The organism is Paraburkholderia terrae (genome assembly GCF_002902925.1).
GTDB lineage: Bacteria > Pseudomonadota > Gammaproteobacteria > Burkholderiales > Burkholderiaceae > Paraburkholderia > Paraburkholderia terrae.
Window position 1 is genome coordinate 1,555,965 of the sequence record NZ_CP026112.1, and the last position, 20,607, is coordinate 1,576,571.

A 20,607-nucleotide genomic window follows, 5' to 3' on the forward strand; every position below is an offset into this window, starting at 1 on the left:
ATAGCAATCGTTGTCTCGTTGCTATCCGGCATCGTTTTTCAGCGCCCCGCTTCCATCGATTCACGCTGCACCGCGCGATGCGTGGATGCATCGCCTCACGCTAAAGTATCGTGTACGCCCACGACGCTGCCCCTTCTGCCCAACGCACCATGCCGCGCATGCGCATCGCCTTGCTGACGATCGTCGCCATGTTCGCCTTCGCCGGCAATTCGCTGCTATGCCGCATGGCGTTGAAGGGCACGTCGATCGATCCCGCAACGTTTACGTCGGTGCGCATCGTCTCGGCTGCCATCGTGTTGTGGATCATTCTGCGCAGCCGCGGCCAGTCGCAACCCATCACCGGCAACTGGCTTTCCGCTTTTGCGCTTTTCACGTACGCAGCGGCGTTCTCGTTTGCCTATGTATCGCTGGCGGCGGGAACGGGCGCGCTGCTGCTGTTCGGCGCGGTGCAGGCGACGATGATCGGCTACGCGCTCTGGCGCGGAGAACGTCTACGGATGCTGCAATGGACGGGCCTCGCATGCGCGCTCGCCGGCCTCGTCGCGCTCGTGTTGCCCGGCGTGAGCGCGCCGGCTCCGCTCGCGTCGCTGCTGATGCTATGCGCGGGCATCGCGTGGGGCGCGTATTCGCTGCGCGGCAAACGCGCCGCCGATCCGACGGCCACCACGGCAGGCAACTTCATTCGTGCCATCCCGTTCGCGGCGGCGATCAGCATCGCGATGTTTGCGCGCGCATCGATCGATAGAACGGGCCTGCTTTTCGCGGCGATATCCGGCGCGTTGACGTCGGGCGTCGGCTACGTGATCTGGTACGCCGCGTTGAAGGAACTCAAGGCCGCCACGGCCGCGACCGTGCAATTGAGCGTGCCGCTGATCGCCGCCATGGGCGGCATCGTGCTGCTCGGCGAACCGCTGACCACGCGTCTCGCGTTGAGCGCGGCCGCGATATTGGGCGGCATCGCGCTCGTGGTCGGCCGCCGCTGACTATCGTACCAACTAATGAATGAACGAACGATCGGATCGCGACGTGACAAGCGCACCGATATATACGGTAGAATATATCGATCGTTCTAGTCTCGGGAGAGTCGGGGTGGGCAGCACTCGTCGCGATGCGCCAACGGATGCACTATCCGGGAAAATCAGCACGCTCAAGCCGATGTCGGCCGACGTGCGCGCGCAGCAGATCCGTGACGTGGTCGATGCGTTCAGGCGTCTGCGCAGCAGCGTCACGCGCTTCGTCCAGATGTTCGCAGCCGCGCGGAACGCTACGTCGATGGCCGAAGGACTGTCTTCCGCGTCGCTGCGCGAATTGCTGACAATGCTCGCCAGCGAAGCGCAAGCCGCCCGTTTTGCGCGGCTGCGCGAACTGAAGATCGCGATCCGCCAGGCGCGCGTGCTCGAACGTACACGCGACGCGGTGTTTTCCGAGTCCTTCAGCACGGACCCGACGGCGATGCGCGAAACGGTGACGGCGCTGGAGCGAGTCGACGCGATCCTCGTCGGACTGTGCGTCGAGCACGTGCTGGAGCGGCATAAGCCCACGCCACCGCGCACGGTGGCGCTCAAGCCCGCGCCGCTGCCAACGCGCAGGCGTCAACCCGAACCGGTGTACTGATTTTCGCCCCGGCGCGCACCCGCTATATTCGATGGTATATTTCGAAAATCCGTTCGCGCATCCACCCCGGTCCGCCGTCATGTCCGGATAGAGGTCTTCATGCACGCTCCGCCCTTTCGTCTCGCCCGCCCGGGCATCGATACGTCCATCGGTTCCGCACAACGCGCCGATCCCTGCTGCGCGCCTTCGAAGCCGCAACTCGCCGATCTGAAACGACGCACCCGGCTCGCGGAACTCGATGCGCATCTGCACTGCTCGATCATCGGCACGTGTCTGAGCACGCATGAATTGCGCAAGCTCGTGCCGAAGTTCACCGACCTCGACCGTCAACGCGCCACCGACCTCGAAATTCATCACACGGCTGTAGAGCTTGCGATCGAAGGCGGCGCAGGCGGCAAGGCGCTGCAAAAGGCACTGGACGAGCGCTATGCCGGTGCGCTCCGGCTGTTCGACAAGGCGAAGGACCCCGACGCGGTGCTCGCGCTATGGAAAGAAGCGCTCAAGAGCGGCGACATTCCGCCCGCCTATTGGGCGCTGATGACGCATCCGCAAACCACCATGAGCGTGCGGCAATCGGCGTTCGGCGATCTGCACATGCTGTCGCATCTGGTCGGCGCCGCGAATCGCGCGGATATCCGGCGGCTCGTCGCGCTGGAAGAAGACAATGCCACGTTGCGCACGAAGATCGATCGCCAGCAAAGCCGCCTGCAGGAGATGAGCTTGCAGCGCGACGCCGCCGCGCAGGAACTGGAAACGCGCGCGGCGCACGCCAAGGCACAGGATGCCGGCACCGACGACGCACTACGCGCCGAAGTCCAACTGCTTCGTGAAGCATTGACGGCGCGCGACGAGCGTCTCGCGCTGCATACGAACCGCCGTGAAGCCGCCGAACAGCGTGTCGCCGCCGAACAGGAAAGCGCCCGTGCGTTGCGCGCGCGGCTCGATGAAATGGATGCGCTCGTGAAAACGCTGCAAGCCGAAGCGAGCGCGCTGGAACGCACGCTTCAGGCCACGGCGGGCGACGACCCGTCCGGGCGTTCGGCCTCGCTGGCGATTCTGGAACGCATGCGCATCGTGTATGTCGGCGGAAGGCCGGGTTCGAATGCGGCGATCACGCGGATCGTCGAATCGGCAGGCGGCGAGATGACCGTGCATGACGGCGGCATCGAGGATCGCAAGGGCTTGCTCGCGGCTGCATTGCCGGGCGCGGATATGGTGGTGTTTCCCGTCGACTGCATCGATCACGACTCGATGAACATGCTCAAGCGTGTCTGCGAACGCGGCCACATTGCGTGGTATCCGCTGCGCACCGCGAGCGTCGCGAGTTTTGTCGAACTGATCGGGCGGCTCAATGCCGACGCGCAGACGAACACGCAGTCCGGTGGAGCGCCGCGCTTCTGTCTGCGTCACGGCTAGGCATCACGCGCAAACCGTTCAAGATTTAACGCCGCACCATCTTCGTAAGCGCGGCGATATCGTCCGCGCATGCGGCGTACGCCTGCGCTTCGATGCCCCGATAGAGCCGGATGATCTCCTCGCCGACGGGCGTCAGCGCGCTGCCGCCGCCGCTCTGCCCGCCATGTTCGGACACCGTCGCCGGCGATTTCAGCGAACGGTTCAATTCATCCATCAGCAGCCACGCGCGCCGGTACGACATGTTCAGGCTGCGTGCCGCTGCCGAAATCGAACCATGCTCGCGCACCGCTTCGAGCAGCGCGACCTTACCCGGTCCCAGCGCGATCGTGCCTTCCTGCTGAATGCGCATTCTGAAGCGCACCTCGGGCTTCGGATGTGCCGATGTCTTCATGTTGTTTGCCGGTTGACTCATGCGCGCAAGCATACACGATGCCATACGCAGGACTTCAATCGGCACTTGCACCAGTGCGCGGCCAGTTCACGCCAGCAAAGACGACGACCACGTTGACGGCATCAAAGCTCGAGCACGCGCGCAACCACACCCGCGAGCCGTTTCACATGACGCGGCGCGGGCAGAATATCAGCGGCTGAAAACAGAATGGGCGCGCCTTCGTCGACGGAAAGCGGCTGGTCGCCGCGCTCGAACGCGACGAGCACGCGTTCGCCGATCGGCGTGTTGAACAGTTCATGCCATGAGAACGTCACCGCGTAGCCGTCGTGAGCGTGCGCGATGAAAATGGTCCGCTTGAAATCGCCGGGCCGGTCGTTGCGCAGGCCCGCCATGTCGATCAGATCCTTCAGCAGCACGCCGCGATACTGATCGACCTTGCGGATGAAGCGGTTCGTCGTGTAGCAGCGCAGGTCGAAGGGATCGGCCGTCACGCTTGCGTGCTGCCGCAGATCGTCGATCGTCACCTGCATCGGACGCAGAAAATCGCCCGCCAGCATGACGGCGCCCGCCGTCGTCTCCTGCAGCGGCAGCGCCGCCGAGCCAGTCATTCCCATCGTCCATCTCCATTGCGTTGCGACGCTGTCATGCCCACGATGTATCGGTGGATATATTACGCTGCTCGCGAACTGGCTGCCGAAGGGAAACGCGACATAGGCGGCATATCGCACGGCTTATGACATGCGGGGCGCGGGGCCGCCGCCCGCGCCCGGCGTCGACGCTCAATCGACGCCGACGATCACGCTCGAAGCCTTGAAGATCGCCGCAGCCGCCTTGCCGCTGGTGAGGCCGAGACGGTCGACGCTGTCGTTCGTGACGATCGCGGCGACCTGCGCGCCGCCCGCCGCCGAAATGATGACCTCGCTGTTGACGGCGCCCTTCGTGACCGACGCGACCGTGCCCGCGATGCAGTTGCGCGCCGACACCTTGCTGCTGTCGGCATCGATCATCACGATCACCGACGAAGCCTTGACGAGCGCGAACGCCGGCTTGCCCGCCGCGAGCCCGAGCGACGACGCGCTGCCGTGGGTGATTACCGCGACGATCTCGAGTCCGTCCTGAGTGCGGAGCGTGATCTCGTCGTTGACGGCCCCGGCCTTGACGGCCGTGACCTGACCGGCGAAATGATTACGTGCGCTGGTACGCATGCGACTCTCCTTTGGGTTGCCCCTGTGTGTTGTTCAGTGTGGACGAACGGCAAGTCCGCAGTGTAGCGCGCGGCCTGTGACAGGCCGTCATCGGCTCGGTCGGCCCTCACGGCACGCCATGGGACGCGGACGTGACGAGACAGTGGCATCCCGGTTGCTCATACCTATCCAGACGAAAACAGATAAAAGGAGCAGCCATGGACACGATTGGATTGTCGCAGCGCATCGAGGAAATCGAACTGGCCCTCGTCGGGACCTTCGAATCGCCGAAAGCGCCCACTGTCAGCGCCTATCAGGAAGGCCCGACGACCTGGCTGATGCTCTCGTGGGTCGTCGAAACGGGCCGCGACACGACGCTCGATGCGCGCTGCGTCGTAACTCTCAAGCTCGGCGATGCGCAGATCGACCGCTATGCCGCGCTCGATACGGCCAAACGGCGCGTCGTGCAGGATCGTCTGAGGGATCTCGTGCGGCAGCATGTCGAAGTGTCGAGGGCGCAGCCGGCTTCGACGGACAGTTGTTCGATCGAACTCGACGTGGACGACACCGTCTTCGACGTGCCCGACGAACCCTACGACATGCTGTAACGGCCGCGGCGCAGCGGCGGCCGGAACGCTTCCAGTCCCGCCGCCAACGGCAATAGACTATGCTAACGCGCGAGCCTGTGCGCTCGCGCCGTCGCACACGCGGCTTTCCATTCGAGTCTATTGCCCATGAATTCCACCACCGACGATACCCCGCGCCCCGCCATGCGGGCGCTCACGCCGCTCGAAGCCCGCGTGCTGGGCGTGCTGTTCGAGAAGCAGCACACCGTGCCCGACACCTACCCGCTGTCGCTCAACTCCCTCGCGTCGGGCTGCAATCAGAAGACCTCGCGCTCGCCCGTGATGAACGTCAGCGAATCCGAGATTCTCGACGCGATCAACTCCATGAAGCGCCTTTCGCTGGTGCTCGAAGGCAGCAGCAGCCGCGTGCCGCGCTTCGAGCACAACATGGAGCGCGTGCTCGGCCTGCCGCGCCAGTCGGCGGCGCTGCTGACGGCGCTGCTGCTGCGCGGCCCGCAGACGGCAGCCGAGTTGCGGCTCGCCACCGCGCGCCTGCACGGCTTCGCCGATACGTCGTCCGTCGAGGCGTTTCTCGAAGAGCTTGCCGCCAATGATCCGCCGCGCGTCGTCAAGCTGGGGCGCACGCCGGGCGAGCGCGAGAGCCGCTGGATGCATTTGCTGTGCGGCGAGCCCACGCCCGAACAGATCGGCGCCGCGGCACTCTCCGACGAGCCGCTGCCGCCCGGCGAACTCGAAGCGCTGCGCGCCCAGCAGCGCGAGTTGAGCGAGCGCGTCGAGCGGCTCGAAGCGCTTGTGACGCACCTCGCGGGCGAGCTTGGCGTGTCGCTCGATGAACTGAAGGGAAACCTGTAGCCGCTGCCACCGGACAGGTTTGCCGCGCGCGGGTCGCGGCAAACCGTCAGCGCTCCACCACGATGTGACCACGCCGCCGCATGGCCGGGCCAAGCCAGATCAACAAACGATCCAAAACGCAACCGCCTTGCCAGGCAGGGCACCAGAGAGGGCACAAAACAGGCCCCCAAACGGGTTGCTAACCGCCCTTGACGAATGCGACGATGCGGTTGGCGCGCGGCCGACGCCAAGGCGCGCCGCCTTTCGCCCTGCCCCGCTGTGCCTCTTTTGCGATTCACTGTGCCAGGAGACTGACCGATGAACGAGCACGACGAACCCAATCTGCCCACCGCTTCCGACCTCCCCGCCGACGACCGCCCCGACGATCCCGACCGCCGCCGCGTCCTCACTGGCCTTGCCGCAGCAGGCCTCGGCCTCGCGCTGGCGGGCTGCCAGTCGGTGGACAGCGCCTCGACGGGCGCGCCGCGCAGCGCGGCCGACGCGCGGCTCGACAACGCGTTGCGCGATCAGGTCAAGCGCATCGTCGTGATCTACGCGGAGAACCGCAGCTTCGCGAACCTGTACGGCAACTTCCCCGGCGTACAGTATCCGCTGTCCGCCGTCACGCCCGATCGTTACGTGCAACTGGACCGCGACGGCAACACGCCGCTCGCCACGCTGCCGAAGATCTGGGGCGGCCTCGTGCCGCAGGCGCAGGAAGTCGACGGCAAGCGCTACATGATTGCCGAGCGCGATATCTCCGGATTGCGCAACCAGCCGTTTCATCTGACCGACGCGCACGGCGCGCCGCTGCCGAACAGCGTGATCACCCGCGACCTCGTGCATCGCTTCTATCAGAACCAGATGCAGATCAACGCGGGCCGCAACAACCAGTTCGCCGCATGGGGCGATTCGGGCGGCCTCGTGATGGGGCATTACCGCAGCTCCGGCGAATCGCTGAAGCTGTGGGGGCTCGCGCAGCAATACACGCTGTGCGACAACTTCTTCATGGCCGCGTTCGGCGGCTCGTGGCTCAACCACATCTTCCTGATTTCGGCGCAGGCGCCGCTCGTACCGGATATCGGCAGCGGGCCGGGGAAGAAGCTCGTGTCCGTCGTCGAAGGCGACGACCCGACGGGCACGCGTCTGAAACAGGCGCCCAATTCGCCGAAGACGGCGCTCGAAGGCCCGCCGGTGTTCGTCAGCGACGGCCTGTTCACGCCCGACGGCTACGCAGTCAACACGATGGCGCCGCCCTATCAGCCGAGCATGGTGCGGCCCGCCGAGGGCGGCGATCCCGCGCTCGCGAACCCAGGCGACCCGAAGGTGCTGCCGCCGCAGCGCTACGCGACGATCGGCGACCGGCTGAGCGACAAGGGCGTCGACTGGGCGTGGTATAGCGGCGCCTGGCAATACGCGCTCGATCATCGCGATACGGGCGCCGTGCCCGACTTCCAGTACCACCATCAGCCGTTCAACTACTTCGCGAACTTCGCGCCCGGCACGGCGGCGCGCGCGCGGCATCTGCGCGACGGAGGTGTAGGCGACGACGCATCGACCAACCGCTTCATCGCCGATATCGACGCGGGACGCCTGCCCGCCGTGACGTTCTACAAGCCGCAGGGCAATCTGAACATGCATGCGGGCTACGCGGACGTCGAGTCCGGCGACCGGCATATCGCGAACGTCATCGAACATATCCAGCGCGGCCCACAGTGGCAGAACACGGTGATCGTCATCACGCACGACGAGAACGGCGGCTGGTGGGATCACGTCGCGCCGCCCAAAGGTGACCGCTGGGGACCGGGCTCGCGCATTCCCGCGCTGGTCATTTCGCCGCTCGCGAAGAAAGGCTATGTCGATCACACGGTGTACGACACCAACTCGATCCTGCGTCTGATCAGCCGCGTGCATGGGCTCGCGCCACTCGATGGCGTGGCGCTGCGTGACCGTACGCTGGTGCAGAACGGGCTGACGCCCATCGGCGATCTGACGGGGGCGCTCGATCTCGCGTGATGCCGTTGTCGAAGTTGCATTGAAGGAAACACATGTTCGTCGTGTATTGGCTGGAAGAAGGCACGTCGATGGGAACCGCTCGCTTCGAGCGGTTCGCCGCCGACGAAATGACCAAAGCGCTCGCGTTCACCGAAACGCTGCGCAAGCAGCAGGCTGCCGGCGATGACGTGAGCTTCGTCACGCTCTGCAGCGAGAACCCGCGTTCCGTCGGCAAGGCCGGCGCGTCCGATCCGCCCGCCGATTACGCGTGGAAAAAGCGCCGCCCGTGAGCGCGGCTGTGGCATACATGCCACGCGTCCCTCGACGCTTCGCAACACAATTGCGCGCATAAAAAGCAAAAACGCGAAGTGCTGTAAAACATTCAGGATTCCAGAAACATCCGTCACGGCTGTCTGTCAGATTCCCGTTCTGTGCTGCCCGGTCCGCACCGCGCCGTTCGCCCGGCGCGCGCGAACCGATGCCGCGGCATCGCAGAACGACAAGAGGAAGACCGACATGACATCTACGCAACCGAATCGTCGAACGCATGCGCGCGCGTGCGCGGGCCTCGCCCTGCTATCGCTGATCGGCGGCTGCACGACGCTGCCCTGGCAGATGACGCCCGAAGATCGGTCGCTTCAGCAGCCTCCGCAGACGGCAGCGTCGCCCGCTTCGACCGATCGTCCGGCACGGCGCCCGCCCGTCAACGCCGATAAGCCGCTGTCCGACGGCTATTACCGCGTGAAGCCAGGCGACACGCTCTATCGCATCGCGACGAGCCACGGGCAACGCAGCGAAGACATCATCAAGTGGAATAACCTCACCGACCCGGGCCACATCGAAACAGGCGGCGTGCTGCGCGTCACGCCGCCGCCCGATGCAGCCAGCGGCAGCGCTGCGTCCGCGTCGTCCGCTCAGGCAAAGCAACAGCGCACGAACACGCCCGCAAAGCCCGACGACGCCGCGAAGACCAATCCGAAAAGCGACAAGGCCGACATCACCGACAGGAAGGACGACAACAGCGTAGACACGGGCAAGCCGAGCTTCGTCTGGCCTGCGCGCGGCACGCTGGGCGCGGTGTACGGACAAGGCAAATCGAAGGGCATCGTGATCGCCGCCAAAGCCGGCGATCCGGTGAAAGCGGCGACGTCAGGCCGCGTCGTGTTCGCGGGCGACGGTGGCAAGCCGTACGGCAAGCTGATCGTCATCAAGCACGACGACACGCTCGTGACAGCCTACGGACATAACCGCAAGCTGCTCGTGAAAGAAGGCACGAGCGTCAAACGCGGCGAAACGATCGCCGAGATGGCGGCGACGGACCACGGCAACGGCTCAATGCAATTCGAAGTCCGCAAGGACGGCAAGCCCGTCAATCCCGCGACGTATCTGCCGCGCGTCGGTTCGTGACGCGCGAGCACAAAGTAAAAAGCCGCGAACGGCGCACTGCCGTTCGCGGCTGGGTCTTCCCAGGTTCTCGCTTTGCGCTCAACGCACCGCGTTAGCCTCGACCAGCGGATCGAGGTTCCCCGCGGTTTCCAGTGCGTTGAGATCGTCGAATCCGCCCACATGCGTTTCGCCGATGAAAATCTGCGGCACCGTGCGGCGTCCCGTGCGTTCCATCAACGCTAGCGCCGTGGCGCGGTCGCTCTGAACGTTGATTTCCTCGTATGACAGACCCTTCTTCTTGAGCAGCGCCTTCGCGGCGAGACAGTACGGGCACGTCGGTGTCGTGTAGATCGTGATTGCGGACATGGTTATCTCCGTTAGCGTAGTGAATGCGGCGCGTTACCGACCGCGATAGATGTCGTCGAATGCGGACGATGCGCCTGCCAGCGAACGGGCGCGTGTCGCACGGAAACCCGAGCCGGCGCTGCCGCTGGTCGACGGACCATACGAAGTCGCGATCAGATCATGCGAGCGATGGAACACGTGCGGCGCAGCGGCCGAGTAATTCGCCGGCTCCGGATAGTTCGTGTCGCTTTGCGCGTACTGGCCGGATTGCTGCGCGGCGATCAGTTCGGCGCGAACCTGCGCGCGCCTCGCCGTCGATTGAGATTCAGCGTGGCTTGCGAGTGGCAGACCCAATGCAGCCGCGAGAACGAGAGCTTGATAGACGCGATTCATGTTGAGCACCTTTGAGAAGCGTTGCCGTCGGCGACGGGATGGCTCAACTGTAGGTGCGCGTCGGATGGCCGTTAATGTCGGCGCGTCTCATGAAGATGCTCGATCGGCTCACCGCTTTTGGGCGAAGGCGTCGTGAAGCGTCACGCGCGGCTTCTGCGTGATAGCTCGATGCCTTGTGCGGCAAGGGTTTCCGGGCGATGCACACGGCCGGTCGCAGAGGCCCCGGCGCGTGCTATGCGGTTTATGAAATTCTCTATTGCTCTGCGTCGGCCGCAGCTTCATCCGCCGCGGCGTCCTGCGCCGACTGCATGTGCCCGCCCGATGCACGCCAGCGCGCCGGCGTCACGCCGATCTGCTTCTTGAACACGCGCTGGAACGCCGCTTCCGACTGATAGCCGACCGTCTCGCCGATATCGCCGACGGGTGTCGTCGATTCGAGCAGCATGCGGCCCGCGATCGTCATGCGGACTTCCGTGAGCACATCGGTCGCCGAGCGGCCAATCGCCTCCTGGAACTGCCGTACGAAGGTCGCGCGCGACATGTTGCACAGCGCGGCGAACTGGTCGAGCGTCCACGGCTTGCCGGGCGATTCGAACATCGCCGAGACGGCCGCCTGCAGGCGCGGACGCCCCGCCAGCGCCAGCAGCCCGTGCGGCGGATGCGCGGCTTCGCTCGCGAAGCGCAGCGTCAACGCGAACAGTGCCGCCGACAGATGATTGACGAGCGTTTCGCTGCCGGGGCATTCGTCCGTGGCCTCTTCGCGCATCAGTTGAATGAGCCGCGCGAGCCGTGAGCCCGCGACGCCGCCCGGTTTTTCGCCATTCGCGGCTGGATCGCCATTGAGCGTCGTATGCGCACCGCTGCGCACCACCAGCCGCGACGGCAGGTGATCGCGTAGCAGCCGGTCCGGCACGGCGCCGAGCAGAAAACGGCCGCACAGGATGTCGGCCGTGTCGCCCGTGCCGCTATTCTCCGCGACCGTCAGCATGATGTTGCGCCGCTCCGTGACGGGGACGGGCTGCGCGCCGCTGCCGTCGTGGATACGGTGCGGGCTGCCCGTTGGAAACACGATGATGTCGCCCGCGGCCAGATGCTCGGGCGGCCCGTTGCCGTCTTCGAGCACCGCGCGCCCCGACAGCAGCACGTGATACGGAATCTCGCGCACGCCCGCCGGGCCCTCTTCGATCGCCCATGGCGCGCCGAAGTGGCAGCGGACATCGACACGCCCGCTCACGGGCATCAGCGACAGGAAGCGGCTTAGGAGATCCATTTGAGCCGCCGTTTGAGCCGATTAAGCATGTTTTTGAATCGTTCGAGGATTAGCAACGCGCACGCAGGACCGTAAAGTGGAACCGTGCAATGCAAACCGATTCTACTGGACGGCAGCGATGCGCGCGGCACAGCACACTGATTCCGCCACCGCCCGTCTGAGCGAGGAACATCATGAAGACGCTTCATATCGATGTCGCAGTGATTGGCGCGGGCAGCGCGGGCTTGTCCGCCTTCCGCGCCGCGAAGGCCGCCGGCGCGAGTGTCGTGCTGATCGAAGGCGGCGCGTACGGGACGACCTGTGCGCGTGTCGGCTGTATGCCGTCGAAGCTGCTGATCGCCGCCGCCGAAGCCGCGCATGCGGCGCGCAGCATGGCGCCGTTCGGCGTGCATGTCGATGGCGCCGTGCGGGTCGACGGACGCGAAGTGATGGCGCGCGTCAAGCGCGAGCGCGACCGCTTTGTTGGGTTCGTTGTCGAATCGACGGAAAGCATTTCCGATGAAGAGCGGCTGATCGGCTACGCGCAGTTCATCGACGACAACGTGCTGCAGGTCGGCGAGCACACCCGCGTACACGCGAAGCGCGTGGTGATCGCGACGGGCTCGTCGCCGTATGTGCCGGCGATGTACCAGGCGCTCGGCGACCGTGCGATCGTCAACGACGACGTGTTTGCGTGGGACGATCTGCCGCGCAAGGTTGCTGTGATCGGCGCGGGCGTGATCGGGCTGGAACTGGGCCAGGCGCTGGCGTGGCTTGGCGTCGACGTGACGATGCTCGGCGCGCGTGGGCGCGTTGGACCGTTGAGTGATCCGGCGATCAAGGACTATGCGCGTGATGTGTTCAAGGATTCTTTTCACTTTGAGACGCATGCGCAGGTGGAAGCGGCGACGCGCGAAGGTGACAGCGTGCATTTGCGGTATCGCGATGGCGCGGGGGAATTGCACGAAGACACGTTCGACTATGTGCTGGTGACGGCGGGCCGTCGGCCGAATATGGACAAGCTCGCGCTGCATAACACGACGATCGAGGTCGATGCGCGCGGTGTGCCTGTGTTTGATCCGTTGACGTTGCAGGCGGGCACGCATCCCGTGTTTATCGCGGGTGACGCGAATGATGTGCTGCCGCTCTTGCACGAAGCCGCCGATGAAGGTCGCGTTGCGGGCGACAATGCCGCGCGGTATCCCGATGTGAAGCCGCTTGTGCGGCGGGCGGCGATTTCAGTTGTGTTTTCTGAGCCTGGGATTGCGATGGTTGGGGCGCGGTTTCTGGATCTTGCTGAGGGCTCGTTTGTGACGGGTGAAGTTAGCTTTGAGGATCAGGGTCGTAGCCGCGTGATGTTGCGCAATCGCGGGTTGATGCATGTGTATGTGGATCGCGATACGCGACGGTTTGTGGGGGCTGAGTGGATCGGGCCGGGTGCTGAGCATATCGCGCATTTGCTGTCGTGGGCGTTGCAGATGGGGCTTACCGTTGATGCGATGCTCGCGATGCCTTTTTATCATCCCGTTGTTGAGGAGGGTTTGCGGAGCGCGTTGAGGAGTGCTGCTGCGCAGCTGGCCGTTTAAGTGGTTTTTGGGGTTGGTTTTTGGGTTCGGCCCGGGGTGTGGTTTGGATTCGCGGTGCTGATTCGGGGTGTTGGCTTTTGCGCTGGCAGCTCGGTGTGTTTGCCTTTGCGCTGGCATCCGCGATTTGTTAGCGTGCTTCACACGTCGCCCCTGTGCGGGGCGGCACCTACTTTTCTTTGCCGCCGCAAAGAAAAGTAGGCAAAAGAAAGCGGCTAACACCGCCAGTTCTAGTGTTTGCCTGAGGGTCCCCAACCGGTCTTACGCTTCGCACGGCGGTGCCCTGGTTGGTGCCCGTTGCCAACGCTTCGAACGAACGCCTCACCCGCTTCAGGCACCCGCACAAGGGCTGGTGGCAGCGAATGGTATATGCCGCCCAGGCGGCAAACTGTGTGTAGGTTGTCGCACCATAAAGGTTAGTGCTCTTACCAGAAACACCAGCCTTGCTATTCCGTCCGGAGTGATGTGCCTGTGGCGCGAAAGCCTACACACAGTTTGCCACCTGGGCGGCGGTGGAATATCTGGCACGGCGTGCCATAACGCGGGTACGTGAAGCGGATGAGGCGCTCATTCGAAGCGTTGGCAACGAACGCGAACAAGGACGTTGCCGTGTGAAGCGTAAGACCGGTTGGGGGCCCTCAGGCAATGAGAAATGTTGGCGGTGTTAGCCGCTTTCTTTTGCCTACTTTTCTTTGCGGCGGCAAAGAAAAGTAGGTGCCGCCCCGCACAGGGGCAACGCTTGAAGCACGCTAACAATTCGCGGATGCCAGCGCAAAGGCAAACACGCCCCGAATGCGCCCAAACCCGACCCCGTGGGCGGCAGCGATCAGGGCCGACGTCTCCAACACATATCAACACGCGAAAAAAACGCGGCACGAGGCCGCGTTCAAGCGTGTTGTCCGCTGCGTGCAGACAGGATGAAACACAACGAGTCTAAAGCATTGCGCGAAACGATAAACCCCGCAATCGACAATTCATTATCGTTGTTCCCGCAATATTCCCAGATGCATCATGATGCCGCGAAATATTTGCGGCAATACGCGTTAATTCTCGTTTGCCAAAAAACAATCCGCTAACGCGTGCCTAAAGAAAGATGATCGCAGAAATACTGTTTGTATGAAGCCGCAATAATCACGTCATTGCGTGTTGTGAATTTCACTAATGCGTTTTTTTGGCTTTTTTACATTTGTTGTGTGCGCCTTTAGTCTCTCGCTCATTCAATGCTTTACCACACGCAGGAGAAGAGAAGAATGAAGCGCACTGCCCTCTCGATGATCTCACTGGCTGCACTGGCCACGGCCACCAGCGCCGCTCACGCACAAACCAGCGTCACGCTGTATGGCACGATCGACACGGGGATCACCTACGTTCACAACGCGTCGGGCAACAACAGCCTGTGGTCGCTCGGCAATACCAGCGCAGGCAATCTGTCAGGCACGCGTTGGGGCCTCAAAGGCAGCGAAGATCTGGGCGCGGGCCTGAAGGCGATCTTCCAGCTCGAAAGCGGCTTTGATCCGAGCACGGGCAAGATGGGCCAGGGCAGCCGCCTGTTCGGCCGTCAGGCATTCGTCGGCCTTTCGCAGGATCAATACGGTTCCATTACGCTCGGCCGTCAATACGATCCGCTGATCGACCTCGTGCAAGGCATCACCGCCGACAACTACTTCGGCAGCGCATTCGCCACGGCAGGCGACGTCGACAACTACGACAACAGCTTCCGCGTGAACAACGCGGTGAAGTACACGTCGCCCGTTTTCGCGGGACTGCAGTTCGAAGCGATGTACTCGTTAGGCGGCGTCGCGGGCAGCACGGGTTCCGAGCAGTCGTATTCGGGCGCAGTCGCGTATAACAACGGGCCGATCGGCCTCGCGGCAGGCTACTACTACGCGTCCAACAGCCCGGCATCGGAAGGCATTCGCACGACCTGGAACAGCACCTCCGACGGCACGTTCGACGGCCCCGTCAATCTCGGCTATCAGACAGCGCACTCGATCGGCATTGCACGCGTGGCAGGCCAGTACACAGCCGGTTCATTCACGTTCGGCCTCGGCTACAGCAATGCGCAGTATCGCCGCGACGACAGCTCGGTGTTCGGCACGAACGAACGCTATAACACGGGCCAGGGCTTCGTGAACTATCAGGCCACGCCCGCGATGCTGGTCGGTGTCGGCTACAGCTACACGCATTCGAACGGCGATACGTCGGCGACGTACCATCAGGTGTCACTGGGCGCGGACTACAACCTCTCCAAGCGCACCGACCTCTACATGACGGCCGCGTATCAGCATGCGAGCGGCCAGACGCGCGACGCGAACACCAACACCATCACCGACGCGCAGGCATCGATCGGCTCGTATGGCTATGCGGGCACAAGCCATCAGGAGATGGTGAATCTCGGCATCCGTCACAAGTTCTAAAGCGCTTCGCTGATCGTCATAGACGGCGGTTTCGTTCCGGCACGCAGATGTGGCCGGTTCGAAGCCGCCGTTTTTCATTTCCGGCACCCGTTGATAATGGCCTAATCATTCTGTCGATAATGGATCTTTGTATGAACCATTATCAGCCTTAGTCTCCGTACATGGGCTCCAGGGCCCGGCATACACGGAGATCATCGGATGGAAACGAAAGTCTTTCTGGCAGGTGCGGCGGGCGCGATCGGCAGCGCGCTGGTACCGCTGCTGGTCGATGCGGGATACGCCGTCTACGGCAGCACGCGCCGCGCCGAGCGCGCATCGCAGATCGAAAACGCGGGCGCGACGCCCGTGATCGTCGACGTGTTCGACGCGCGCGCGTTGACCGAAGCGCTGCGGCGCATCGAACCCGCCTGCGTGATCCATCAGTTGACCGACCTGCCGCCCGCGCTCGATCCCGCGAAAATGCAGCAGGCGATCGCGGGCAACGCGCGCATTCGCGACGAAGGCACGCGCAACCTGATCGCGGCGGCGCGCTCGGCGGGCACGAAGCGCTTCGTCGCGCAAAGCATCGCGTGGGCGTATCGCGACGGCGCGCAACCCTACGACGAAACGCAGCCGCTCGATACGGAAGCCGAAGGTAATCGCCTCGTGACGGTGCGTGGCGTCGTATCGCTCGAAACACAGGTTCTGAGGGCGCCGCTGATCGGCACGGTGCTGCGTTATGGGCAACTGTACGGTCCCGGCACAGGCAGCGACCACGCGAAAGGCGCAAGCCCCGTCCATGTCGACGCGGCCGCGCACGCCGCCGTGCTCGCGTTGCGGCATGCACGAGCCGGCGCGTTCAACATCGCCGAGGACAATCCCGTCGTATCGACGGAAAAGGCGAAGCGCCAGCTTGGCTGGTCGGCGGACTGGCGGCGCAGCACGACGAACGCTCTGCGCGTGGTGCAATGAATCCCGCTCACCTGTTCGCGAGTGCGAACGCGCGGCATGCACGCACGTTCGCCACGGTCGCCGTCCTTGCGCTCGCCCCGCTTGCCGTGCTGCCGACGCGCCCCGCCATCCAATGGCTCGACGCGATGTGCAGTACGCCACTGCTCAGCGACGCATCGTCGTCATCCGATTCCGCCGCCCAGCGCCCAACGACGACCTCGCGCGTACTGTCGTGCGAGCCGCTCGCGAACGTGCCGGGCAAATCCGTGACGACGGTCGTGGTCGACTTTCCGCCGCGCGCCTACACGGGCGCGCACCGGCATCCGGGCTCGGTGACGGCCTACGTCATCTCCGGCACGCTGCGTTCGCGGCTTGACGGCGGCCCGGCCGTCGACTATCGCAGCGGCCAGACATGGTTCGAACCGCCCGGCACACTGCACGACTTCGCCGAGAATCCGGACCCCGCGCAGCCCGCGAAACTGCTCGCCGTGTTCGTCACCAATTCGAACTGCGGTCCGCTCGTGCTACCGCCGTGATCGACAGGTATCAGGTCTTGTAGAGCATCTTCTGCAAAACCCGCGCGAGCGTCCGGGCGCCCGCGTCGATCTCGTCCACGCCGACGCCCGCAAAGCCCAGCACCAGGCCGGCGGGCGCCGCGCGCTGCACCGCGTACGACGACAACGGCCGTGTTTCGATGCCGGCTTCGGCGGCAAGGCGCGCAGCCAGCGCATCATCGGCGCCTGCGGGCAAAAACGCGGGCGCATCTAGCCCGGCGACGATCGGCGGCAACGCGAGCAGCCCCGCCCAATGGCGGCGCGCCGCTTCGCGCAGCGCTTCGGCGCGTTCGCCATACAGCTCGCGCATGCGCCGCACATGACGGCCCGCATGCCCTTCCGCGATGAACGCGTGAAGCGTCGCTTGCTGATCGAGCGGCACGTGCCGGCCCGTCAGCGACCATGCAGCGACGAACGGATCGACGAGCCGCTCCGGCAGCACCGCATACGCGATGCGCAGCGCGGGAAACAGCAGCTTGCTGAACGTGCCGCAATAGATCACGTTGCCCGCGCTGTCGAGACTCTTCAGCGCGGCCAGCGGCCTTCCTTCAAAGCGGTACTCGCTGTCGTAGTCGTCCTCGATCACCAGCGCGCCGCGCGCGTGCGCCCAGTCGAGCAACGCGAGCCGCCGTTCGAGCGACAGCGCGGGACCGAGTGGCGCCTGCCGCCCGGCCGTCACATAGGCGAGCCGCGCATCGGGCGCGAGCGCGCGGCCCGCTGACACGTCGATGCCGTTCGTATCGACGGGCACGGCGGCGATGCGCGCGCCCGCCGCTTCGAGCACGAGCCGCGCGCCCTGATAGCCGGGGTCTTCCATCCACGCCGCGTCGCCGGGGTCGAGCCACAGACGCGCGGCCAGATCGATCACCTGCTGCGCGCTGCCGACGATCGCAACGTGATCCGCCGTGCAGGCGATGCCGCGTGTCACACGCACGTGCTCCGCGATCACTTCACGCAACGGACGGTAGCCTTGCGCTTCGCCGTCGGCGAGCATCGAGCGGTTCGACAGCCGCGAGCGGCGCGCCGCGACGCGCGCCCACAACGCGAACGGAAAGAACTGCAAATCGGGCTGGCTCGGACGAAATGCGCGCGTCGGAAACGAACGGCCTTCGACGGCGAACGCGCTGCGCGCCAGCAAGCGGCCGCGCACGGACAGAGCGATGCCTTCATTGCGGCCCGCGTCCGCTTGCTTGCGTGCATGCCGCGCGGTATCGGACACGGGTGCGGATTCGAAGCGCCCGTCCGGCAATTCGCTCGCAACGAAACTGCCACGCCCGACCGCGCCGGACAGATAGCCTTCCGCCGCGAGTTGCGCGAACACGCCCAGCACCGTGCCGCGCGACACGCCATGACGCGCTGCGAGGTCACGCGTCGCGGGCAGGCGCGCGCCCGGGCCGAGCCGCCCTTCGAGAATGGCCGCACGCAGTTCGCCATAGAGCCAGCGCTGTAACGGCACACCGTCAGGCCGTGCGTTCAATGCCAGGTCGATTTCCGTTGCGCGGCGCATGCCGTTACCCCGTAATTGGATCAGCGCCCGGAATAATAACTACAATTTCGACCAGGCCAATTTCACGATTATGCCTGTCGCCCCGCTTTGCCGTCTTCATACAAATGCGCGCGACGCAGTTGATACACTGATCTGAACGGGCTGACACGCACCCGCTCGTTCTGCGCCCGGGTCTGCGTCTTGCTTACAATAGCTGCCCTCGTATCGATCGCACGGCCACCACCGGCACACGCCATGAAAGTTCCACTCGCCCCGCACCGCCCTTCGCCCAACCGCGTCTACCCGCCGGGAACGCCGGGGCTGCACGGCCTGACGTCGGTGATTACCTTCGTCGTGGTGGTCAGCGGGTTGTACTTTGCGCGCGAGGTGCTGATTCCGATCACGCTCGCCGTGCTGCTGAGTTTCCTGCTCGCGCCGCTCGTCGGCCTGTTGCGGCGTCTTCATTTCGGTCAGCTGCCGTCGATCTTCGTCGCGGTGCTCCTTGCCGTCGTCACGCTGCTCGCCGTCAGCACGCTGATCGGCGCGCAGATCGCGCAGCTTGCGGGCTCGCTGCCGCAGTACCAGGCGGCCATTGAGCGCAAGGTCGAGACCGTGCAGGAGAAAACGGTGGGACGCGCCGATGCGCTGCTGTCGCGCGCCGCGACTGCGCTTGCGCGCGTCACACCCGACCGGCCCAACACGCCGCACGAAGCGGGCCGCTCGCAGAAACCGACCGTCTCCGCACCGTTGCCCGTCGAAGTACACGAGCCCATACCGTCGCCGCTGCAGCTCGCTCAACGCGTGTTCTCTCCCGTTGTCGGACCGCTCGAAACGATGTTCATCGTGCTGGTCGTGACGATCTTCATCCTGCTGCAGCGAGAAGACCTGCGCGACCGCCTGATACGCCTGTTCGGCGCGCGCGACCTGCATCGCACGACCACCGCGATCAACGACGCCGCGAGCCGCCTGTCGCGCTACTTCGTCGCGCAGCTCGGCGTGAACCTCGGCGCGGGCGCGACGATCGCGATCGGCCTGGCGATCATCGGCGTGCCGGGCGCGCTGCTGTTCGGCGTGCTGACCGCGCTGCTGCGCTTCGTGCCGTATATCGGCACCTGGATCGCGGCGCTGCTCGCCGTGATTCTCGCCGCCGCGATCCAGCCGCAATGGACGATGGCCGTGTGGACGATCGTGCTGTTCGTGACCATCGACGTCGTCGCGGGCCAGGTGGTCGAGCCGCTGTTGTATGGGCATAGTTCAGGGTTGTCGCCGCTCGCCGTGGTCGTCGCGGCAATTTTCTGGAGCTGGCTGTGGGGGCCGATCGGCCTCGTTCTGTCGACGCCGCTCACGCTGTGCCTCGTCACGCTGGGCCGTTACGCGGAGCGCCTGAAGTTCCTGACTGTGCTGCTCGGCGATCAGCCCGCGCTTACGCCCGCGCAGAACTTCTATCAGCGCCTGCTCGCCGACGATCCGCACGAGGCCATCGTGCAAGCCGATCGGTTCCTCAAGGAAATGGCGCTCACCCGCTATTACGACGACGTCGCGCGCGAAGGCTTGCGGCTCGCGCGCAACGACACGCTGCGCGGCGTGTTCGCGCCCGAGCAGCTCGCGCGCATGAACGAGACCTTGCTCGATATCATCGAGAACCTCGAGCAATTCGACGGCATGCCCGAAGAGAAGCCCGATCCGAACGCGCCCGATGCGCCGCCTGCCGTGCTGCCGGAAGACGCCGCGCAGTTGCGCGTCGTGTGCGTCGCGGGCCGTGGCGCCTTCGACGAAGTGACGACGGCGATTGCCGTGCAGTTGCTGACGCGCCGCGGCTTCGCGCCCGTCACGGCGAACTACGCGCAGTTCCGGCGCGGCCACATGGAAACGCTCGGCATCGACGGCGCGGCGATCGTCTGCGTGGTGACGCTCGATGCCCCCGAAGCGCCGCCCTATCTGCGCAATCTGCTGCGGCGCATCCGCGAGCGTGCGCCCGGGGTGCAACTGATCGTCGGGATTGGCGGGCAATCAGAGCGGGTGGACGAAGTCGGCGCATTGAGCGATACGCAAAACGCCAACGCGTTCAGCGACCTCGTCAATCAGTGCGTGCAGGCGGCGAACGCGGTATCCGCGCCGCTCTTCGAGAAGGCGCCGCGCAGCGTCGACGCGTGAATGCGCGTGAACGCATGTGCTCTGGCTTTGCGCGCGAATACACCATGCGCTTCATACGTTCGACCTACATAAGCGGCTGACGCGTAGTTTGT

General features: G+C 64.8%; 20 protein-coding genes. 13 read left to right on the forward strand and 7 right to left on the reverse strand.

The genetic code is table 11. The features are described 5' to 3' along the window. Window positions 1–149 precede the first annotated feature (149 nt). The 3 genes from C2L65_RS23145 (at window position 150) to C2L65_RS23155 (ending at window position 3,030) form a co-directional block, all read left to right on the forward strand. Window positions 150–983, forward strand: a complete 834-nt coding sequence (locus C2L65_RS23145) for a DMT family transporter (protein WP_042308129.1) — start codon at window positions 150–152, stop codon at window positions 981–983. A 106-nt stretch (window positions 984–1,089) separates the two neighbouring features. Continuing rightward, window positions 1,090–1,614, forward strand: a complete 525-nt coding sequence (locus C2L65_RS23150) for a hypothetical protein (protein WP_042308131.1) — start codon at window positions 1,090–1,092, stop codon at window positions 1,612–1,614. Window positions 1,615–1,713: 99 nt separating this feature from the next. Further along, on the forward strand, window positions 1,714–3,030 hold the full coding sequence (locus tag C2L65_RS23155) for a DUF2325 domain-containing protein (protein ID WP_042308132.1): 1,317 nt from the start codon (window positions 1,714–1,716) through the stop codon (window positions 3,028–3,030). A gap of 25 nt (window positions 3,031–3,055) precedes the next feature. Here the strand turns inward: C2L65_RS23155 and C2L65_RS23160 are convergent, their stop codons facing one another. The 3 genes from C2L65_RS23160 to C2L65_RS23170 all read right to left on the reverse strand — a co-directional run bounded on the left by C2L65_RS23160 (window position 3,056) and on the right by C2L65_RS23170 (window position 4,626). After that, window positions 3,056–3,379, reverse strand: a complete 324-nt coding sequence (locus tag C2L65_RS23160) for a winged helix-turn-helix domain-containing protein (RefSeq protein WP_042308297.1) — start codon at window positions 3,377–3,379, stop codon at window positions 3,056–3,058. A 164-nt stretch (window positions 3,380–3,543) separates the two neighbouring features. Beyond that, the gene (locus tag C2L65_RS23165) at window positions 3,544–4,035 is read right to left on the reverse strand and encodes a molybdopterin-dependent oxidoreductase (RefSeq protein ID WP_007744073.1); all 492 of its coding nucleotides are present in this window, start codon (window positions 4,033–4,035) and stop codon (window positions 3,544–3,546) included. Between the two features lie 165 nt (window positions 4,036–4,200). Then, window positions 4,201–4,626, reverse strand: coding sequence for a TOBE domain-containing protein (locus tag C2L65_RS23170; RefSeq protein ID WP_042308135.1), 426 nt, complete (start codon window positions 4,624–4,626; stop codon window positions 4,201–4,203). Between the two features lie 197 nt (window positions 4,627–4,823). On the opposite strand from C2L65_RS23170, the gene C2L65_RS23175 reads away from it, so the two are divergent. The 5 genes from C2L65_RS23175 to C2L65_RS23195 all read left to right on the forward strand — a co-directional run bounded on the left by C2L65_RS23175 (window position 4,824) and on the right by C2L65_RS23195 (window position 9,425). Continuing rightward, window positions 4,824–5,213: a DUF3022 domain-containing protein gene (locus C2L65_RS23175; protein WP_042308137.1), complete on the forward strand. Its 390-nt coding sequence runs from the start codon at window positions 4,824–4,826 to the stop codon at window positions 5,211–5,213. A 126-nt stretch (window positions 5,214–5,339) separates the two neighbouring features. Next, window positions 5,340–6,044, forward strand: coding sequence for a YceH family protein (locus tag C2L65_RS23180; protein ID WP_042308139.1), 705 nt, complete (start codon window positions 5,340–5,342; stop codon window positions 6,042–6,044). A gap of 297 nt (window positions 6,045–6,341) precedes the next feature. Further along, a complete protein-coding gene (locus tag C2L65_RS23185) occupies window positions 6,342–8,039 on the forward strand; it encodes an acid phosphatase (protein ID WP_042308141.1) in 1,698 nt (565 codons plus the stop codon). Window positions 8,040–8,071: 32 nt separating this feature from the next. After that, window positions 8,072–8,308, forward strand: coding sequence for a hypothetical protein (locus C2L65_RS23190; protein WP_042308143.1), 237 nt, complete (start codon window positions 8,072–8,074; stop codon window positions 8,306–8,308). A 226-nt stretch (window positions 8,309–8,534) separates the two neighbouring features. Then, complete coding sequence (locus C2L65_RS23195; RefSeq protein ID WP_042308145.1) at window positions 8,535–9,425, forward strand: M23 family metallopeptidase; 891 nt, start codon at window positions 8,535–8,537, stop codon at window positions 9,423–9,425. Between the two features lie 78 nt (window positions 9,426–9,503). On the opposite strand, the gene grxC is transcribed toward C2L65_RS23195, so the two are convergent. The 3 genes from grxC to C2L65_RS23210 form a co-directional block, all read right to left on the reverse strand. Continuing rightward, a complete protein-coding gene (gene grxC / locus C2L65_RS23200) occupies window positions 9,504–9,770 on the reverse strand; it encodes a glutaredoxin 3 (protein ID WP_007749766.1) in 267 nt (88 codons plus the stop codon). Window positions 9,771–9,803: 33 nt separating this feature from the next. After that, the gene (locus C2L65_RS23205; protein WP_042308298.1) at window positions 9,804–10,142 is read right to left on the reverse strand and encodes a DUF4148 domain-containing protein; all 339 of its coding nucleotides are present in this window, start codon (window positions 10,140–10,142) and stop codon (window positions 9,804–9,806) included. A gap of 253 nt (window positions 10,143–10,395) precedes the next feature. Continuing rightward, window positions 10,396–11,412: an AraC family transcriptional regulator gene (locus C2L65_RS23210; RefSeq protein WP_042308150.1), complete on the reverse strand. Its 1,017-nt coding sequence runs from the start codon at window positions 11,410–11,412 to the stop codon at window positions 10,396–10,398. 173 nt (window positions 11,413–11,585) lie between these two features. On the opposite strand from C2L65_RS23210, the gene C2L65_RS23215 reads away from it, so the two are divergent. The 4 genes from C2L65_RS23215 to C2L65_RS23230 all read left to right on the forward strand — a co-directional run bounded on the left by C2L65_RS23215 (window position 11,586) and on the right by C2L65_RS23230 (window position 16,857). Then, window positions 11,586–12,977, forward strand: a complete 1,392-nt coding sequence (locus C2L65_RS23215; protein ID WP_042308152.1) for a dihydrolipoyl dehydrogenase — start codon at window positions 11,586–11,588, stop codon at window positions 12,975–12,977. 1,247 nt (window positions 12,978–14,224) lie between these two features. After that, on the forward strand, window positions 14,225–15,391 hold the full coding sequence (locus C2L65_RS23220) for a porin (RefSeq protein ID WP_042308154.1): 1,167 nt from the start codon (window positions 14,225–14,227) through the stop codon (window positions 15,389–15,391). A gap of 198 nt (window positions 15,392–15,589) precedes the next feature. Next, entirely contained in the window at window positions 15,590–16,342 is a 753-nt protein-coding gene (locus C2L65_RS23225) for an NAD-dependent epimerase/dehydratase family protein (RefSeq protein ID WP_042308155.1), read from the forward strand. Further along, window positions 16,339–16,857 (forward strand): cupin domain-containing protein, encoded by a 519-nt coding sequence (locus C2L65_RS23230; RefSeq protein ID WP_042308157.1) that lies wholly within the window; start codon window positions 16,339–16,341, stop codon window positions 16,855–16,857. The genes C2L65_RS23225 and C2L65_RS23230 overlap by 4 nt, the downstream gene beginning before the upstream one ends. A 10-nt stretch (window positions 16,858–16,867) precedes the next feature. Here C2L65_RS23230 and pdxR read toward each other — a convergent pair whose 3' ends face one another. Then, window positions 16,868–18,382: a MocR-like pyridoxine biosynthesis transcription factor PdxR gene (pdxR, locus tag C2L65_RS23235; protein WP_042308159.1), complete on the reverse strand. Its 1,515-nt coding sequence runs from the start codon at window positions 18,380–18,382 to the stop codon at window positions 16,868–16,870. 234 nt (window positions 18,383–18,616) lie between these two features. Between pdxR and C2L65_RS23240 the strand changes: the two genes are divergently transcribed. Next, complete coding sequence (locus tag C2L65_RS23240; protein ID WP_042308160.1) at window positions 18,617–20,515, forward strand: AI-2E family transporter; 1,899 nt, start codon at window positions 18,617–18,619, stop codon at window positions 20,513–20,515. The last annotated feature ends 92 nt before the right edge of the window (window positions 20,516–20,607 follow it).

What these genes read in the sequence shown, in the direction of transcription:
- C2L65_RS23205 (WP_042308298.1), bottom strand. Translation starts at nt 10,142, where the DNA reads ATGAATCGCGTCTATCAAGCTCTCGTTCTCGCGGCTGCATTGGGTCTG.
- C2L65_RS23215 (WP_042308152.1), top strand. Translation starts at nt 11,586, where the DNA reads ATGAAGACGCTTCATATCGATGTCGCAGTGATTGGCGCGGGCAGCGCG.
- C2L65_RS23230 (WP_042308157.1), top strand. Translation starts at nt 16,339, where the DNA reads ATGAATCCCGCTCACCTGTTCGCGAGTGCGAACGCGCGGCATGCACGC.
- C2L65_RS23170 (WP_042308135.1), bottom strand. Translation starts at nt 4,626, where the DNA reads ATGCGTACCAGCGCACGTAATCATTTCGCCGGTCAGGTCACGGCCGTC.
- C2L65_RS23145 (WP_042308129.1), top strand. Translation starts at nt 150, where the DNA reads ATGCCGCGCATGCGCATCGCCTTGCTGACGATCGTCGCCATGTTCGCC.
- C2L65_RS23175 (WP_042308137.1), top strand. Translation starts at nt 4,824, where the DNA reads ATGGACACGATTGGATTGTCGCAGCGCATCGAGGAAATCGAACTGGCC.
- C2L65_RS23185 (WP_042308141.1), top strand. Translation starts at nt 6,342, where the DNA reads ATGAACGAGCACGACGAACCCAATCTGCCCACCGCTTCCGACCTCCCC.
- C2L65_RS23240 (WP_042308160.1), top strand. Translation starts at nt 18,617, where the DNA reads ATGAAAGTTCCACTCGCCCCGCACCGCCCTTCGCCCAACCGCGTCTAC.
- C2L65_RS23220 (WP_042308154.1), top strand. Translation starts at nt 14,225, where the DNA reads ATGAAGCGCACTGCCCTCTCGATGATCTCACTGGCTGCACTGGCCACG.
- grxC (WP_007749766.1), bottom strand. Translation starts at nt 9,770, where the DNA reads ATGTCCGCAATCACGATCTACACGACACCGACGTGCCCGTACTGTCTC.
- C2L65_RS23155 (WP_042308132.1), top strand. Translation starts at nt 1,714, where the DNA reads ATGCACGCTCCGCCCTTTCGTCTCGCCCGCCCGGGCATCGATACGTCC.
- C2L65_RS23165 (WP_007744073.1), bottom strand. Translation starts at nt 4,035, where the DNA reads ATGGGAATGACTGGCTCGGCGGCGCTGCCGCTGCAGGAGACGACGGCG.
- pdxR (WP_042308159.1), bottom strand. Translation starts at nt 18,382, where the DNA reads ATGCGCCGCGCAACGGAAATCGACCTGGCATTGAACGCACGGCCTGAC.
- C2L65_RS23190 (WP_042308143.1), top strand. Translation starts at nt 8,072, where the DNA reads ATGTTCGTCGTGTATTGGCTGGAAGAAGGCACGTCGATGGGAACCGCT.
- C2L65_RS23160 (WP_042308297.1), bottom strand. Translation starts at nt 3,379, where the DNA reads ATGCGCATTCAGCAGGAAGGCACGATCGCGCTGGGACCGGGTAAGGTC.
- C2L65_RS23225 (WP_042308155.1), top strand. Translation starts at nt 15,590, where the DNA reads ATGGAAACGAAAGTCTTTCTGGCAGGTGCGGCGGGCGCGATCGGCAGC.
- C2L65_RS23180 (WP_042308139.1), top strand. Translation starts at nt 5,340, where the DNA reads ATGAATTCCACCACCGACGATACCCCGCGCCCCGCCATGCGGGCGCTC.
- C2L65_RS23210 (WP_042308150.1), bottom strand. Translation starts at nt 11,412, where the DNA reads ATGGATCTCCTAAGCCGCTTCCTGTCGCTGATGCCCGTGAGCGGGCGT.
- C2L65_RS23195 (WP_042308145.1), top strand. Translation starts at nt 8,535, where the DNA reads ATGACATCTACGCAACCGAATCGTCGAACGCATGCGCGCGCGTGCGCG.